We start from the raw sequence: 15,755 nt of genomic DNA, 5'->3' as shown, positions 1-15,755 counted from the left end.
GAGGACGACGGCGGCGCGGGTCCCGGTGGTGCCCTCGTCGATGCTCAGCACGCCGCGCCGGCGCTCTCTGATCATCTGCGAAACATTCCTCTCGTCAGCGCGCGCTCAGGCTGGCACCGTCTCGCGCCGCTCCAGCCGGATCGGCTCCTCCTCCAGGTTCACCGCGACGCGCGTCGGGTCCCACTTGACGATCACGCAGGTGACCAGGCCGAGCAGCGGGACGGCCGACAGCAGCATCAGGCTGGCGCCTACCCCGAAAGCGGCCTGGAGCTGCGGGAACACGTACAGGCCCGCGACGGAGCCGAAGCTGCCGAGCATCCCGGTCACGCCGGTGCCGAGGGTGCGGATGTCGCTGCGGTACGACAGCGCCGCGATCGACTTGCCGTTCGGGCCGGGGCCGGCGGAGTGGAAGAAGATGAACAGCACCGGCAGCGCCGCGGCCAGCGCGATCGGGAGCTGCTTGAACGTCGCGCCCATGACCAGCAGTGCCACGAACACCACCGCGTACCCGGCCGCCGAGCTCACCCGCAGGCCGAGCCGGCGCCCGAAGTAGGCCGACAGGCATCCGCCGACGATGCCGACGGCGTTGAACGCCATGGAGCCCGCGGTCGCCTTCTCGAACTCCTTGCCGAACAGCTCCAGGCTGATCACCGGGAGGTACCAGCCAACGGCGAAGTACTGCATGGACTGGGTCAGGGAGATCACCGTCGACAGCACGGTCCGGGGCAGGTACGCGCCGCGGAACAGCACTCCCGCGTCCCGGATGCCGACCTGGTGGCGCGCCTCCAGGGCCTGCGGGGTCTCCGGCGGGCCCTCCTCCGCCCGCACCCCGTACATGCGGCGCAGGTTCGCCGCGCACTCCCGCAGCCGGCCCTTGGACGCCAGCCAGGTCGGGCTCTCCACCAGGAAGGTCATCTGAAGGACGAGCAGCGCGGTCGCGAAGACGACCGCCGAGCCCACCGACCATCGCCAGATGTCGGAGCCGACGTCGAGCTTGTAGAACAGGAGCGTGAGCGCGAGGTTGGTGGTCGTCGCCACGTACCAGGCGCCCTGCCAGAAGTTGAGCCTGCCCTTGAGCGAGGACGGGGTGTACTCGGCGAGCAGCGCCATCGCCACGGCGAAGTCGATGCCGTAGGCGACGCCCACCAGCGCCCGCCCGGCGAAGACGGTCTGGAAGTCCGAGCCGACCGCGGTCAGGACCGCGCCGACCCCGAAGACGACCTTCGTCATCAGCAGGGGTTTGATCCGGCCGATCCGGGCGGCGAGCCAACCGCCGAAGGGATTGGAGACGATCGCGATGGCCGGGGCCATCGCGGTGAGCACGCTGACCTGCGTGGGCGAAAGGTCGAGCTGCTCGACCATGGGGGACAGCCCCGCGCCGAGCGCCGCGTTGGAGTAGGCGTCCAGGAACAGGCCCGAGAGGGCCAGGAACCAGATCCAGTTCGCTCGGCCGCGCAGACTGGTGAGGGTGTCGATGAGCCCGGCCGCGTCCGCCGCGTTGCGGATGACCGCCGTTCTCGTGCTCGCAGGGCCGTCGTTCATGCCCGCCGCCTTTCGGGGGTTGAAACCCTTGCCAGCGGTCCGGGAATGACAAAGGCACAGACGAAGACCACTGACAGGGGTGTCTTCGTCTGTGCCTGTCGGTTGACGGGAGGTTAAGCGGGGCCGATCCGGTGTGTCAAGCGCCACAACGCCGCCGGCCCTGCCGCGAACCGGCCGCGAACCCGCAGGCCAGGGGCATCCGCAGGCGCCGCGATGAGTTCTCGCCGGGCCGCGGGTCTTCATTCCCGACCCGTTGGCGACAGGAGGAGAAGCCGTGGGAAACGATGTGTGGCCGATGGTGCACGCGGAGCGGGCGGCACTGATCGACGACCTCTCGCATCTCGAAGGCGAGCAGTGGGAGCGGCCTTCGCTCTGCGACGGCTGGACGGTGCATGACGTGGTGGCTCACCTGGTCGACACGGCCCGCACGACCCGCCTCGGGTTCGTCGCCCGGCTCGCTCGGGCCCGGTTCGACTTCGACCGCCAGAACACGCAGGGGGTGGAGCGCGAGCGCGGCGCCTCACCTCAGGAGACCCTGGAGCGGCTCCGCCAGGTGGCCTCGCGGACGTCGACCCCTCCGGCGCCGCTCGACAGCCGGCTCGTCGAAGAGGTCGTCCACGGCGAGGACATCCGCCGGCCTCTGGGAATCGTCCACGCCTACCCGCTGGAGGCCGTCGTCAGATCGCTCCGCTACCAGGCCCGCACACCGGCGTCGTTCGGCGGAGCCAAGGAGCTGACGGCCCGCCTCCGCCTGACCGCGACGGACGCCGGCCTCTCGATCGGAGACGGCCCGGAGGCGAGCGGAACCGCGCTCTCCCTGCTCCTGGCGATCTCCGGCCGCCGCGCGGCGTTGGACGATCTCTCCGGACCGGGCCTCCCCGCGCTGGCCGCCACCTGAGGGATGCCCGCTCATGATCACGACTCGGCGACGGCTGTCGGAAATGCCGCTTTCATTGGCATTTCTCGTTCTACCGTGCCGCCGTGACCACGCCACCTCCCTCGGACGACGCCCCGAACGACCCCGTGCCGTTCCCTGCCTGGGTTCCGCCCGACGGCTCCACGCCTCAGGCTCTCCCGCCCGCCCCGCCACCGGCGCCGCTCCCGCCCGTCCCCGCTCGCCGCCGGACGAACCGGTTCGCGGTCACCGCGCTGGTCACGGGGCTGCTCGGCCTGATCCCGGTCGCGGTCGGCTTCGTCATCGCCGCGCTCGTGCAGACCGGCCGCCGCGGCGAGAAAGGCAAGGGACTCGCCATCGGTGGACTCGTCGCCTCCGTCGCCTGGGCCGCCGCCGTCGCCCTGACGCTGACCCTGCTGTCCGCGGACGCGAACGGACAGTCCGTGCGCAAGGACGGAAAGGTGGCGGTCACCACCATTCGACCGGGGGAGTGCTTCAGCGAGTTCGAGGAGACTCCCGCCGGTATGTACGTGCGGCGATCGTCCTGCACCGCGCCTCATCAGGGAGAGGTCGGTGCCGAGGGGGAGCTCCCGGACATTCCGTATCCAGGAGAAAGGGAGACGGCCGACCGGGCGTGGACCGTTTGCCGTGAGCGGACCGAGTTCCTGGAGAGGAGCCGGTACGGCTCCGATCTGAAGCTCCGCGTCGCGCCACCGGATGAGGACGCGTGGAAGGGCGGAAGGCGGGCCGCGACCTGCGTCATGGTCTACGGGGGATCAGGTCTGCTCCCGGCCCCTCTCGCGCAGACCATGGAAACGAAATCCCGGGACGAATCCGAACTGGCGCCGGGTGACTGCGTCCAAAAATGGAACGACGACGGCGTGCAGCCCATCATCGCCTGTACCGAAGAACATGAATTCGAAGTGCTCGCCGTCTACACGATGCAAGGCGGCAAGTACCCGGGAGACAAGGGGATGGAGAAGAAGGTAATAAAAGGCTGTCTCAAGTTCGCCCGCAAGGCTTGGGGGGAGAACCCGCCCGCCGACATCGACTTCGCCTACGTGGTCCCCAACGAGGACGGCTGGGAAGCCGAGAGGCGCTTGGGCTTCTGCCTGGTCGAGGGCCGTCATGGACCTCTGAAGCGGTCCGTGGTCCCGCACTAGGACGGCGGGCGAAACGAGCGGCCCGGCGCATCCGGTCAGTGGAGGGCTTCGATGAAGCGGAGCGCCTCGTCGCGCCGCATACCTGTTTCGGCGCAGACGAGCGCGATGGCCGATTCGAGGTCGCCGGCGGTCTTGAAGGCCCTGACCCGGTCCGAGAGCATGGGCCGGTCCACGGGCGGCTCCACGGGTATCAATCCCGCCCGCACGGCGTCGACGTAGTCTTTCGCGGCTCTCAGCCCCAGAGAGGTCTCCTGCCGGACGAACTTCGCCGCGTCCTTCCACCTGCCTTCAGCGATCATCGCGCGCGCTTTGGCCTGGACGTCGGCCGGGACGGTCCGGGCGTACGCCTCTCCCTTGAGGCCGTCCACGTAATCCTTGGCCTCCTTGAGGCCCAGCCCGGTGGCCTGGCGGATCAGCCTGACAGCGGGAATCATGTCGCCTTCCGCGACCAGGGCGACGGCCCGCGCCCTGGCCTCGGGCATGACATACGGGACGAACGGCTTCACTGAATCGCTCCTCCTCGCAGCGGGAGCCGAAGACTCCGCCTAGCGTTTGCGGCCTATGCCGCCGTACATGTGGACGTGGGCGTCCGGGACTTCGGACGCCGCCTGGTCGGGGTGCCAGTGGTTGACGAGCACGATGCCCGGGTCGAGGATCTCCAGGCCGTGGAAGAAGCGCTCCACTTCGGGCTTCGTGCGCGCCACCAGCGGGATGCCGTTGGCGTTGTAGGCGGCCACGCCCGCGGCCACCTCGTCTGGAGCGCTGTCGGCCGTGCAGGTCGACAGCGCCAGCATGCTTCCGGGAGCCAGCGGCTCCATGAGGCGGTCGATGATCCGCTGCACCTCGGCGTCGTCCGGGATGAAGTGCACGATCGCGATCAGGCTCAGCGCCACGGGCAGGCCCAGGTCGAGGGTGTCGCCCAGGTGGTCCGAACCCAGGATCGCGTCGGGGTCGAGGAAGTCGGCGTCCAGATAGGTGGTCCTGCCTTCGGCCGTGCTCGTGAGCAGTGCGCGCGCGTGCACCAGGACGATCGGGTCGTTGTCGACGTAGACGATCCGTGACTCCGGCGCCACGGACTGGGCCACCTCGTGCAGGTTGGGCGAGGTGGGGAGCCCCGTGCCGATGTCGAGGAACTGCCGGACGCCGAACTCGGCGGCGAGGTGACGGGCCGTCCGCGCCATGAAATTCCGGTTGGCCCGCATGGACTTCGGCAGGTGGGGCCAGTCGGCGACGATGTTCGCCGCGGCCTCGCGGTCCGCCGGATAGTTGTCCTTGCCGCCGAGAATGTAGTCGTAGACCCGGGCGGAATGGGGGATCTCGATATTCAGGTCCACCTGGTCCTCGGTCATTTCCAGCCCCCCGATCGTCATGACTGCCGCCCAAGATCACTCTAGGTGCCGCGCCGGCGTCCGTCCCGCGGATCTTCCGCATCGATGAACCGCCGCCGCGCCAGGGGCGGGCGACCGCGTCCGGATGCCGACCCGTGAGCCGCCCCAGCCGGACATGGTCGCCGAGATCCGCCCGGGACGGATCCGGCATGTGCCGCGGCGCCCGGTCCCTGTGACCCGGCGGAGGCTGCCACCAGGACGGCGCCTTCACGGCTCGCCGAGGGAGTGGGCTCACGAGGCCCCGCGCACTTCGTCATTGTGCTCGCGGGCGCTTTGAATTATGACACGGAGGCCCTCTCTCCAGAAGTTTCGCGTCCAAGAAATTCGTTCCTTCGAATTTGTCGGGTTAGGGAAAAGTGTTTGAGGGGCTCTTGGCCCGCGCGGCGTCCGGCGCGCCGCCGGGTGACTCTCTCGCCAGGTCAGAGGTGGTGATCATTGTCGTGGTGATCGACGACATCGTCATTCGCATAGCGGACAAACCTTGCCGATCTGGTGAGGCCTCGCAGCTGAGGCATGCAGAACAAACGACGCAAAATAAACGTCGCTCCGTGGGGCGGGCGCCGTGATGGCGCACTCGGTCCGGATTTCAGAAGAACTGCGCCCGAGGATCTCGAAAGAATCTACCTGTGGCCTGTCATTGATCGTTTTCTATTGGCTATAAACAAGAGAGTCCGCGCGGTTCGCGGAAAGGAGCGAAGCCGGATCGAGCGCCCGTGGTCTCCCGGACCGGAAGGCGCCGAAGCGACGCTCAACACCGATCTCCAGAGGCGTGACGGCCACTCTCGGCAGCCGAGCGAGGCGAGGGGCGCCGCCGCCGGCCAGGAAGGACAAAACCCCCTATGACCCGTACCCCCATGCTCCCTGGAACGCGTCGCGCCGGGCAGTGCGCCGCCCCGGCCCGCGACCGGCCGCGTTCCGCCCCGCCCGCTCCGGACGGTCCCGCCGGGGCCGGAAAGCGGGGCCAGGGAACGTGACCGCGCTCGAAGCCGTCAAGGTCCGCGCACGCGAGGTCGAACCGAACCACCGGCTCGGCGGCAGCGTCCGGATGCTCCTGTCGCCGGGCACGGCCCGGACGACGGCCGGCCTCATGGCCCTGCTCGAACTCCGGCCGGGGGAGCGTGTCAGCGAGCACTACCATCCGTACACGGACGAGCACGTGTACGTCTCCGACGGGAGCCTCGTCCTCACCGTCAACGGCACCGAGCACGTCGTGGACGCCCGGGAGGCGGTGCTGATCCGCCGCGGTGCCCGGCACCGCTACGAGAACCGGACCGACCGGCCGGTGACCGCCGTGCTCTTCCTCGGACCGCTGGCCCCGAGCCCCGACATGGGGCATGTGGAGACCGCGGAGCCGGCCGGCGACGGGCCCCCGCCCTCGGTGGACGCGCGGCCGCCCGCCGCCGCGGGCGAGCGGGAGCCGGCATGAGCGGGCGGCGGGCTCGCCCCGTGGCGATCACCGGGATGGGGGTCCTGACGCCGGGCGCCCCGGGAACGAGCGGTTTCTGGGGGACCGTGACCGGCGGCAAGCCCACCTTCCGCACGATCACCGTGTTCGATCCGGGGCCGTACCGGTCCCAGATGGCCGCGGAGATCGACTTCGACGCGGGAAGGCACGGGCTGACGCCCCGGCAGCGGCGCCGGATGGACCGCGCCGCCCAGTTCGCCCTCGTCACCGCGCGGGAGGCCCTGGCCGCCTGCGGGCTGCGGTCCGGCGACCTCGACCCCGCCCGCACCGGCGTGGTCGTCGGCAGCGCGGTCGGCTGCACCGTCTCGCTCGAACGCGAGTACAGCGTGGTCAGCGACAGCGGCCGCCTGGCGGTGGTGGATCCGGCCTACGGCTCCCCGCACCTGCCCGACTACCTCGTCCCGGCGTCCCTGGTCCGCGAGGTCGCCTGGGACGTCGGCGCCGAGGGGCCCGCCTGCGTGGTGTCGACGGGATGCACCTCCGGGCTGGACGCCGTCGCGCACGGTGTGGAGATCATCCGCGACGGCGCCGCGGACGTGGTGCTGGCGGGGGCGTGCGAGGCCCCCATCTCCCCGATCACGGTGGCCTGCTTCGACGCGATCCGGGCGACGTCCCCGGACAACGACGATCCCGAGCGGGCCTGCCGCCCCTTCGACGCCACCCGGGCGGGGTTCGTGCTCGGCGAGGGCGCGGCGATGCTGGTCCTGGAGGACGCGGCGGCGGCCCGGGCGCGGGGGGCGCACGTGCACGCGGAGATCCGCGGGTTCGCGTCCCGGAGCAACGCCTACCACATGACCGGGCTGCGGCCCGACGGGGTCGAGATGGCGGCGGCGATCACCACGGCGCTGGACGAGGCCGGCGTCCCCGCGGAGGGCGTCGACTACATCAACGCCCACGGGTCGGGCACCCGGCAGAACGACCGGCACGAGACGGCCGCCTTCAAACTCGCGCTCGGCCCGGAGAACGCCTACCGGCTGCCGGTCAGCTCCATCAAGTCGGTGGTGGGCCACTCGCTCGGCGCGATCGGCGCGATCGAGGTCGCGGCGAGCGCGCTGGCGATCGAGCACGACCTCGTCCCGCCCACCGCGAACCTGCGGCATCGCGATCCCGAATGCGACCTCGACTACGTCCCCGGGACGGCACGCGAGCAGCGGGTCGACACGGTGCTCACGGTCGGCAGCGGGTTCGGCGGCTTCCAGAGCGCGATGGTGCTCAGCGCCCCGGGACGGTGGCAGGGATGACCGCGGACGCGGCGGCGGCCGAGGACGACCAGGCCGTCATCACCGGGATCGGCGTGGTCTCGCCGAGCGGCCTGGGCGCCGAGCGGCACTGGGAGGCGACGCTCACCGGCCGCATCGCGATCGGCCCCATCACCCGGTTCGACCCGAGCGGCTACCCGGCCCGGCTCTCCGGGGAGGTCCCCGGATTCGTCCCCCGCGACCACCTGCCCGGACGGCTGCTGCCGCAGACCGACCGCCTCACCCAGCTGGCGCTGACCGCCGCCGACTGGGCGCTCACCGACGCCGGGCTGTCGCCGTCCCCCGAGGAGTCGCTGCGGTACGGCGTGGTCCTGGCCAACTCGGCCGGCGGTTTCGAGTTCGGTGAGAACGAGCTGCGCAAGCTCTGGTCGGCGGGGCCGAAGAAGGTCAGCGCGTACCAGTCGTACGCGTGGTTCTACGCGGTCAACACCGGCCAGATCTCCATCCGGCACGGACTGCGCGGCCCCTGCGGCGTCCTCGTCAGCGGCCAGGCCGGGGGGCTGGACGCGATCGGGCAGGCGTGCCGCGTGTTGCGCAAGGGCGCCGACGGCGTGCTGACCGGGGGGTTCGAGGCCCCGGTGTGCTCGTGGGGGGTGACCGCGATGTCGGCCGGCCGGGACGCGCCGACCGCTCCGCAGCTGTCCTCCGGCGACGACCCGGCGAGCGCCTACCGCCCCTTCGCCGCCGGCGCGTCCGGCCATGTGATCGCCGAGGGCGGCGCGATCCTCGTCCTGGAACGCGGGCGCCATGCCCGCGCCCGCGGTGCCCGGCACCGGTACGGGCGGGTCGCGGGGTACGCCGCGACCATGGACCCGCCGCCGGGTTCCGGCCGCCCGGCGACCCTGCGCAACGCCGCCGCGCTCGCCCTCGCCGACGCCGGCCTCGCCCCGGAGCGGATCGACGTGGTGTTCGCGGACGCCGCGGGCAGCGCGATGCGCGACCGCGCCGAGGCCGAGGCGCTCACCGGCCTGTTCGGCGCCGGCGGCGTCCCGGTGACCGCGCCCAAGGCGATGACCGGGCGGATGTCGGCGGGCGGCGCCGCCGTCGACGTCGCGACCTGCCTGCTGGCCATGCGCGACGGGATGATCCCGCCGACCGCCGACGTCCGGGCCGATCCGTCCTACGGACTCGACCTCGTCACCGGACGCCCCCGGCCCGCCCGCATCGACCACGCGCTGATCCTGGCGCGCGGCGAGGGCGGGTTCAACAGCGCTCTCGTCCTGGCCGCCTGCCCCCGCGAGGCCCCGTCCGCGGCCGGACACCTCGACGAACGGGCTCCCCGCGCCCTTCCCGGAAACGACCCCAGGAGCTGACATGGCCGAAGACGGCCCGATAACCCTGACCGACCTGGTCGCCGTCCTGCGCGCCTGCGCCGGCGAGAGCGACGGCGTCGACCTCGGCGGCGACATCGCCGACCACGCCTTCACCGACCTCGGCTACGACTCCGTCGCGATGATGGAGGTCTCCGCGCGGATGGTCGAGCGCTTCGGCCTGCGCCTCGACGAGGACAGGCTGTTCGACCTCCGCACCCCCGCCGAGATGCTCCGCTGCCTCAACCGGGCCGCGGCCGGGGACGGGGAGGTCCGGTCGTGACCGCGAGCACCGACAACCAGATCCTGGTCGACGCGCCCATGGAGCTGGTGTGGGAGCACACCAACGACGTGGCGGGCTGGCCCGACCTGTTCACCGAGTACGCCGCCGTGGAGATCATCGAACGGGACGGCCCCTCGGTGACGTTCCGGCTCACCACCCACCCGGACGAGCAGGGCAACGTCTGGTCGTGGGTGTCGCGGCGCACCCCCGATCCCGAGACCCGCACCGTCCGCGCCCACCGGGTGGAGACCGGGCCGTTCGCGTTCATGAACATCCGCTGGGAGTACCGCCGGCAGGCGGCGGGCGTGCTGATGCGGTGGAGGCAGGAGTTCGCGATGAAGCCGGACTCCCCGATCAGCGAGGACGCGATGCGCGACCGCATCGACCGCGGCACCGTCGAGCAGATGGCGCACATCAAGGCGGTCCTGGAGGAACGCGCCCGCACGGCCCCCGGCGGGTACGGGCCCGGCGACCTCCACGCGCAGCGCCTGCTGTACCTGACGTGCGGGATGCGGCTGGCCGCGGTGGTGAGCGCGCTCGCGGAACTCGGCGTGGCGGATCTGACCGCGTCCGGCCCGCGCTCCGTCACCGAACTGGCCGCGGCCGCCGGCGCCGTGCCGGACGCGCTCTACCGCCTCCTGCGCTGCGCCGCCTCCGTCGGAATCATGGAGGAGCAGCCGGACGGACGGTTCGCGAGCACACCGCTGGGCGACGGCCTGCGCGCCGACGACCCCTACAGCCTGCTGCCCCTGGTCCTGCACAGCACGCGGTCGTACGTGACGAAGCCGTTCGGGGCGCTGGCGCACAGCGTCCGCACCGGCGAGCCCGCGACGGTCCCGACGCTGGGCACCGACATCTGGCGCTACTTCGAGGACAACCCCGAGGACGGCGCCCGCTTCGACCGCACCATGACCACGCTGGGCCGCTGGGAGACCGAACGCCACCTGGACGTCGTCGGGCCCGAGAGGTTCGGCCGGATCGCCGACCTCGGCGGCGGGCAGGGCCATTTCCTCGCGGCGGCGCTGCGGCGCGCGCCGGACGCGTCGGGCGTGCTGTTCGAGCGGCCGTGCGCCGTCAAGGCGGCGGCGGAGGTGCTCGAAGCGGAGGGGGTCGGCGACCGCGTCACCCGGATCGCCGGCGACTTCTTCACCGACCCGCTGCCGGACGACTGCGACGCGTACGTGCTCAAGGCCGTCCTGCACAACTGGCCGGACGAGCGCGCCGCCGAACTGCTGACCGCCGTGCGTGAGGCCATCGGCGACCGGCGCGACGCGCGGCTCTTCATCGTCGAGCACGTGGTGGCGGAAGGGAACGGATGGGACCACGCCAAGTTCCTCGACCTCGACATGCTGGTGCTGTTCGGCGGCCGGGAACGGAGGCCGCAGGAGTGGCGGCGGCTCCTGGCGCGGTGCGGTTTCGCGCTGGTCGGCCGTCCCCGGGAGGGGCACTGGACGGTTCTGGAATGCCGCCCCGCGGAGGCCGCGTGACCGGGTGCCGGTGACCCGGGCCCCGACGTCAAGGAGGACGAGCATGCTTCCCCAAGCCCCGCCGCCCACCCACCGGGCGGTCATGATCCGGAGGATCGCGCCCGGCGACCGGGACGCCGTCGCCGCGGTGTTCCGCGAGCACGACCGCACCGACCTGCCGCGCCGCATCGGCGTCACGCGCCGCACGCTGCTGACCTACCACGACCTGTACATCCACCTGGTCGAGGGAGACGCCTCGTTCGAGCGGGCCCTGTACGCGGCCGGCGACGACCCCGGGTTCCTCGACATCAGCGCCCGGCTCGCGACGCTGCTCGTCCCGTACGACAGGGACCGCCCCGCCATGCGCCAGGCCCAGGCCGAGGAGTTCTACCACTGGTCGGACGACCGGCCGCAGGCGACGTACCGGCTGCTGCTGGAGATCAGCGTGGACGAGGGCCGTGCCGCGGAGTTCGAACGGACCTGGCGCCGGATGGCCGCCGCGGCGGCCCGCCACCCCGGGCACGTCGCCCAGTCGCTGTCGCGCGACATCGCCGACCCCGGCACCTTCCACCTGGTCAGCGACTGGACCGACGAGGACGCCCACGAGCGCTTCCTCGCCTCGCCCGGGCACCGGGAGCTCGCCGCCGCGCTCCGCGACCTGGACGCCAAGGTCCGCGCGACCCGCACGCGCATCAGCGCCTACCACCCCGGCCCGGCCGGGGACGGTGCGGCCGCCGCGACGTCCGGAACCGGGCGGGCGGAGCGATGAGCGAGCCGACGGGCCCGGCCGAACCGGGCGGCCACCCGCTGATCAACGACGTCCGCACGCCCGGACCGGTCGTCCGCGCGCGGATGCTGTCGGGCGACGTCGGATACGCCGTGACCCGGGCGGCCGATGCGCAGCACGTGCTGTGCGACCCGGCCTTCAGCAGCGCCGCGACGTTCCTGCCCCGCGCGCCAGCCGAGCCGCGGGAGCCGGTCGGCTCCAGCAGGGTCCTGTTCGAGATGGACCCGCCCGAGCACACCCGGCTCCGGCGCGCGGTCGCCCAGGCGTTCAACCGCCGCCGCGTGGAGGCCATGCGGGCGGGGATCGAGGAGGTCGTCGACGGGCTGCTGGACGAGACGGCCGCGGGCGGGCCGCCGGCCGACCTGGTCCAGTCCCTGTGCGCGCCGCTGCCGCTCACCGACATCTGCGAGCTGCTCGGCGTCCCGCGCGAGGACCGCGACTCCTTCCGCGGCTGGGCCGAGACGATCATGGCGCTGCGCGGCCCCTCCCCGCAGGAGATCGACCGCGCCCGCGCCGCGATCCAGCGCTACTTCGTCGACCTGGTCGCGGCCAGGCGCGCCGAACCGGCCGACGACCTGGTCAGCGAACTGCTGACGGTCCGCGACCGAGAGGAGCGGATCACCGAGGCGGAGCTGGTCAGGCTAGCGATCACCCTGCTGATCGCGGGGCACGGGCCCACGATGAACCAGCTCGCCCGGAGCGTGTACGCCCTTCTGACGCGCCCCGAGATGTACGCGGCGCTGCACCGCGACCCGGAGCTGGTGGCGACGGCGGTGGAGGAACTGCTCCGGACGGTGCCGTCGGTGCCGGTCGGCACGCCCCGCCTGGCCCTCCGCGACGTGGAGATCGGCGGCGTGCCGATACCCGCCGGAAGCACGGTGGCGGTGTCGTCGCTCGCGGCCAACCACGATCCCGCCCTGTTCACCGATCCGGAGGTGACGGACCTCGGCCGCACCGACAACAGGCACCTGACGTTCGGCTACGGCCCCCACTTCTGCGTCGGCGCCCAGCTCGCCCGCGCCGAGATGCAGACGGCCCTCGCCGCCCTGACGCGGCGCTTCCCCGACCTGCGCCTGTCCGTCCCCCCGGAATCGATCCGCTGGCGGACGGACTCCCTCTTCCACGGCCCCGTAGAACTACCCGTGACCTGGTAACCCGGTGGCCTGCCGGGTGTGCGGAGACGGCTGCGCGGCGGGGTCAGGGGGCGTGCCCGGTCAGCCTCGCGACCGTGTCGTCCAGTGCCCGGACCTGCGACGAATCGCCTGCGTAGGCGTGGACCAGCGCCAGGAACTCCTGGAGGCCGCCGGGGAACTCCGAGCACGTGCGGACGATCGAATGGACGTCCAGATGGGGCTGCGTGCGGCGCGGCACGCGGATCGCGATCTCCTTGCGCAGGGCGTCCACGATCTGCTGCCGGCCCTCGGCCGTCGTCAGCAGCGGAATGTCCATCAGCCGATCGACGATCTCGAAGAGCGCGGGGAGACCAGCGGACTCCGCCTGATCCGGTGGGCGGCGCGCGTCCGAGCCCGGGGCACGCGGTTCGGTACCGTTGGCCGGAAGCGGCCCCACCTGAGCGGGGGCTTTGGCGGCGTCCCCCGCCGGTGCCGTCGGAGGCGCGTCTCGGATGCAGAGCCAGGCGGTGGTCTCGGTCTCCTTGAGGCGCACGTCGATCGGCCGGAACTCAGTGGGGTCGACGGCGCCGCGGCCCTCCTGGATCACCGCGCGGTAGAACTCGTCGGACGCCAGGACCCCCAGGTCGGCCGGTACCGCGGCGAGTGCCTCCTTGAAGGACGGCGCGTCCAGAAGCCGGTTGACGTGGTTGACGGAGGTGCCGACGATCCCCTTGGCGTCCGATTCGAGCGGCCCGCCGTGCAGCGCGATCCGCAGCCGCATCCGGGCGTGTTCGGCGGCCAGCCCGTTGTGCCTGCGCAGAGCGCCGCGCAGGTGGTCGGGCAGCGGATGGGCCAGGCGGGACGGGTCGTAGGACGGCGGCAGCACGACGATGACACCGTCGCCGCGGTCCTCCTGGTAACAGCCTTCGAGGGGGATGCTCGACGCCTCGAAACAGCTCCGGAGAGCCTCGTATAAGACGGTTCGCAGATGGCTTTGCACGTGGTCAGCGCGTTTGCTGAAACTGATGATGTCGCAGACGAAGAGCGTGCAATGACCGGTCGGGGTCCAGCCTGTCCCCGCTTCGCCGGAGCCGTTCCGCATGACTCTGATGCCCCTTGAACGATTAGATTGCCCCCAAGGGTGCACGCATTGCGCTCACTCCGGCAAGTAGATGCCGACCGGCCTGTCCGGGAAAGGGCGCCCGTTGTGAAGGTGTGCCAAATCCCATTGTGTCCGGCGACGCAGAACGACCCGGTGATCGCGGCCTACATTGACTGGCGGAACGGCCGGGGGCGGGGAGGCGGGTGACGGCGCATGGCGGACGAGGAGACGAGGTCGCCCGCACTGGTGCCGCAGACGGCGCTGTCGCTGGGGCACGTGCAGGAGCAGGTCCGCACGGACCAGACCACCGCAGACATCGTCGCGCTGCTCACGGACATACCGGATATGCGGGAGGCGGCAGGCCGCTCCATCGTCGTCCACTACATCAACGAGCACGTGCGCGCGCCGCTGCTGTTGCCAGACCTGCCGCAGCCGAGGTACTACCTGTACCACCTCGTGCTTGCGTGCAGGGAGATACCCGACGGTCTGCAAATCCTTGTCCGCGCGGTTGAGTTCGTGGCCGGCCCGACCGCGGCCGTGGCGCACCTGAAGCGCATGCTGAGTCCCGTCCGCGCCCACCTGGAGCCGGTCGTCGAGACCCAGATCGAGGACCTGCTGACCGGTCTGCGTATACCTTCCCTCACCCGCCTCTACGTGGCCGCCACCGGGAACAGCATCGCCACCGTCCCGTTCCGGCTCACCGATGCCTGGGACGCGTTCTCGGCGCTCCTCGACCACAACACCTCGCCGGGGAAGCCTTCGCCGCACCTGATATTCGTCGCGATGCTGCTGCAGACGATGCAGACACGGCAGACCGCCGGAAGCGCCGGAACCGAGGAGGTCTGGCGGCTCAAAAGGCTGCGGGAGTGGCTGGCGATGCAGACGGAGCAACTGCGCGGCGCGGGCAACGCCGCCCAGGCCGACTACCTCGACCGCATGCGCGACCGCTCCGGGGTGCTTGCGACGCGCGCCGACAAGCCCATCTACCTCATCATTCAGCTCGAACCTCTCCCGGACCTCGTCGAGGACGAGGTCGTGTGCCGGCTTTCGCACTGGCGGCAGATCCATCCGCTCGAATGGCGGCCCGAGCCGGGGGAGGACAAGCTGGTCCGCCTGAGCGAGGTGCGCGAGCACGTCGGTGCCCTGATCCATGAGGCCGAGCGCGGCTGGGCCTATGAACTCGACGACTCCCTCGTGCTCGAGTTCGTGCTGCCGCTGGACATGATCAACCTCGATGTGGACCAGTGGACGCGCGACGCCTCGGAGATGCCGGACCCGCCGCCCCTCGGCGCGGAGTACGAGATCCTCGTCCGGAGCCAGGAGAGGCTGCGCGCGCTCGGTCTCCACCGCGCGTGGCGCCAGCGCTGGCAGGTGCTGGTCGACGCTGTGGACGGCCTCACCTACTGGGCCGCCGCGGAGGAGCCCGCCCATCCGCGTCCGATGGGCGACCGGCTGCTGAGCAGCCGCGAGATCGTCGCGTGCGTGCTGAGCGGTCCGCCCGACCGCGAGCCCGGCCGCAGCGAACTCTGGAAGGCGCTGCGCGCGGGCGTGCCCGTGGTCCTCTGGCACCGGGCGGATCAGCTCGCCTCGGAAATGCGAGAGGCGGTGCGGCAGGTCGTCGACCGTCCCGACATCAGGGCACTGCCGACCGACATCAGACGGCTCCGGGGAAACGCGCCGTCGCTTGACGGCAATGGTCGCTCCGCTCTGGAGGTAACCCTTCTTTGGGACGACCCGAATCACTTCCTGGACGACGCCCGTGCTCTTCGGGCTCCGACATCCCGGATCTGACTGCCGTCGTGATGTGACCGATAAAGGGTCGTGGCAGTCCGCCCTCCTGCCAAACCTTGCGAAGTGGCGTCTCGAAGGGGATGCTCGAACTAAGGTGGCCCTCACCGGTTCTGCCCGAGTTCGACCATTACATCGCAAGAACCCATAGCCACGCCAGAAGGGGACATCGTCGATGGCCGCTGACGAGCCGCC

At 71.5% G+C, this 15,755-nt stretch carries 14 protein-coding genes; 10 read left to right on the top strand and 4 right to left on the bottom strand.

Annotated elements, in window-relative coordinates; all coding sequences use genetic code 11:
* Positions 1–105 precede the first annotated feature (105 nt).
* Positions 106–1,542, bottom strand: a complete 1,437-nt coding sequence (locus AB0C69_RS04130) for an MFS transporter (protein ID WP_360349511.1) — start codon at positions 1,540–1,542, stop codon at positions 106–108.
* 274 nt (positions 1,543–1,816) lie between these two features.
* Between AB0C69_RS04130 and AB0C69_RS04125 the strand changes: the two genes are divergently transcribed.
* Together AB0C69_RS04125 and AB0C69_RS04120 are read left to right on the top strand one after the other, a co-directional pair.
* Positions 1,817–2,440 carry a maleylpyruvate isomerase family mycothiol-dependent enzyme gene (locus AB0C69_RS04125; RefSeq protein ID WP_360349508.1) on the top strand — a complete coding sequence of 208 codons (624 nt, stop codon included), beginning with the start codon at positions 1,817–1,819 and terminating at the stop codon, positions 2,438–2,440.
* An 83-nt stretch (positions 2,441–2,523) separates the two neighbouring features.
* Positions 2,524–3,600, top strand: coding sequence for a septum formation family protein (locus AB0C69_RS04120; RefSeq protein WP_360349505.1), 1,077 nt, complete (start codon positions 2,524–2,526; stop codon positions 3,598–3,600).
* Between the two features lie 35 nt (positions 3,601–3,635).
* Here AB0C69_RS04120 and AB0C69_RS04115 read toward each other — a convergent pair whose 3' ends face one another.
* Both AB0C69_RS04115 and AB0C69_RS04110 read right to left on the bottom strand, forming a co-directional pair.
* The gene (locus AB0C69_RS04115) at positions 3,636–4,106 is read right to left on the bottom strand and encodes a ribosomal protein L7/L12 (protein WP_360349502.1); all 471 of its coding nucleotides are present in this window, start codon (positions 4,104–4,106) and stop codon (positions 3,636–3,638) included.
* 39 nt (positions 4,107–4,145) lie between these two features.
* Positions 4,146–4,949 carry an SAM-dependent methyltransferase gene (locus AB0C69_RS04110; protein ID WP_353831242.1) on the bottom strand — a complete coding sequence of 268 codons (804 nt, stop codon included), beginning with the start codon at positions 4,947–4,949 and terminating at the stop codon, positions 4,146–4,148.
* Between the two features lie 1,009 nt (positions 4,950–5,958).
* On the opposite strand from AB0C69_RS04110, the gene AB0C69_RS04105 reads away from it, so the two are divergent.
* Genes AB0C69_RS04105 through AB0C69_RS04075 form a run of 7 tightly spaced genes read left to right on the top strand, consistent with a single transcriptional unit; the run spans position 5,959 to position 12,712 of the window.
* Positions 5,959–6,414: a cupin domain-containing protein gene (locus tag AB0C69_RS04105; protein ID WP_360349498.1), complete on the top strand. Its 456-nt coding sequence runs from the start codon at positions 5,959–5,961 to the stop codon at positions 6,412–6,414.
* On the top strand, positions 6,411–7,694 hold the full coding sequence (locus AB0C69_RS04100; RefSeq protein WP_360349495.1) for a beta-ketoacyl-[acyl-carrier-protein] synthase family protein: 1,284 nt from the start codon (positions 6,411–6,413) through the stop codon (positions 7,692–7,694). The genes AB0C69_RS04105 and AB0C69_RS04100 overlap by 4 nt, the downstream gene beginning before the upstream one ends.
* Positions 7,691–9,025 (top strand): ketosynthase chain-length factor, encoded by a 1,335-nt coding sequence (locus tag AB0C69_RS04095; protein WP_360349492.1) that lies wholly within the window; start codon positions 7,691–7,693, stop codon positions 9,023–9,025. Before AB0C69_RS04100 ends, AB0C69_RS04095 begins: the two co-directional genes overlap by 4 nt.
* A 1-nt stretch (position 9,026) precedes the next feature.
* Positions 9,027–9,305 (top strand): acyl carrier protein, encoded by a 279-nt coding sequence (locus AB0C69_RS04090; protein WP_360349489.1) that lies wholly within the window; start codon positions 9,027–9,029, stop codon positions 9,303–9,305.
* Complete coding sequence (locus AB0C69_RS04085; protein ID WP_360349486.1) at positions 9,302–10,792, top strand: methyltransferase; 1,491 nt, start codon at positions 9,302–9,304, stop codon at positions 10,790–10,792. The genes AB0C69_RS04090 and AB0C69_RS04085 overlap by 4 nt, the downstream gene beginning before the upstream one ends.
* Positions 10,793–10,835: 43 nt before the next feature.
* Positions 10,836–11,540, top strand: coding sequence for a TcmI family type II polyketide cyclase (locus AB0C69_RS04080; RefSeq protein ID WP_360349483.1), 705 nt, complete (start codon positions 10,836–10,838; stop codon positions 11,538–11,540).
* Positions 11,537–12,712: a cytochrome P450 gene (locus AB0C69_RS04075; protein WP_360349480.1), complete on the top strand. Its 1,176-nt coding sequence runs from the start codon at positions 11,537–11,539 to the stop codon at positions 12,710–12,712. The genes AB0C69_RS04080 and AB0C69_RS04075 overlap by 4 nt, the downstream gene beginning before the upstream one ends.
* 43 nt (positions 12,713–12,755) lie before the next feature.
* On the opposite strand, the gene AB0C69_RS04070 is transcribed toward AB0C69_RS04075, so the two are convergent.
* Positions 12,756–13,556, bottom strand: a complete 801-nt coding sequence (locus AB0C69_RS04070; protein ID WP_360349478.1) for a hypothetical protein — start codon at positions 13,554–13,556, stop codon at positions 12,756–12,758.
* A 429-nt stretch (positions 13,557–13,985) separates the two neighbouring features.
* Here AB0C69_RS04070 and AB0C69_RS04065 point away from each other — a divergent pair, with 429 nt between their 5' ends.
* On the top strand, positions 13,986–15,563 hold the full coding sequence (locus AB0C69_RS04065) for a hypothetical protein (protein ID WP_360349475.1): 1,578 nt from the start codon (positions 13,986–13,988) through the stop codon (positions 15,561–15,563).
* The last annotated feature ends 192 nt before the right edge of the window (positions 15,564–15,755 follow it).

This window comes from Actinomadura sp. NPDC048032, assembly GCF_040653175.1.
Classification (GTDB): domain Bacteria; phylum Actinomycetota; class Actinomycetes; order Streptosporangiales; family Streptosporangiaceae; genus Spirillospora; species Spirillospora verrucosospora.
Note: the sequence above shows the minus strand (reverse complement) of the source record. Positions and strands in the feature narration are given on the sequence as shown.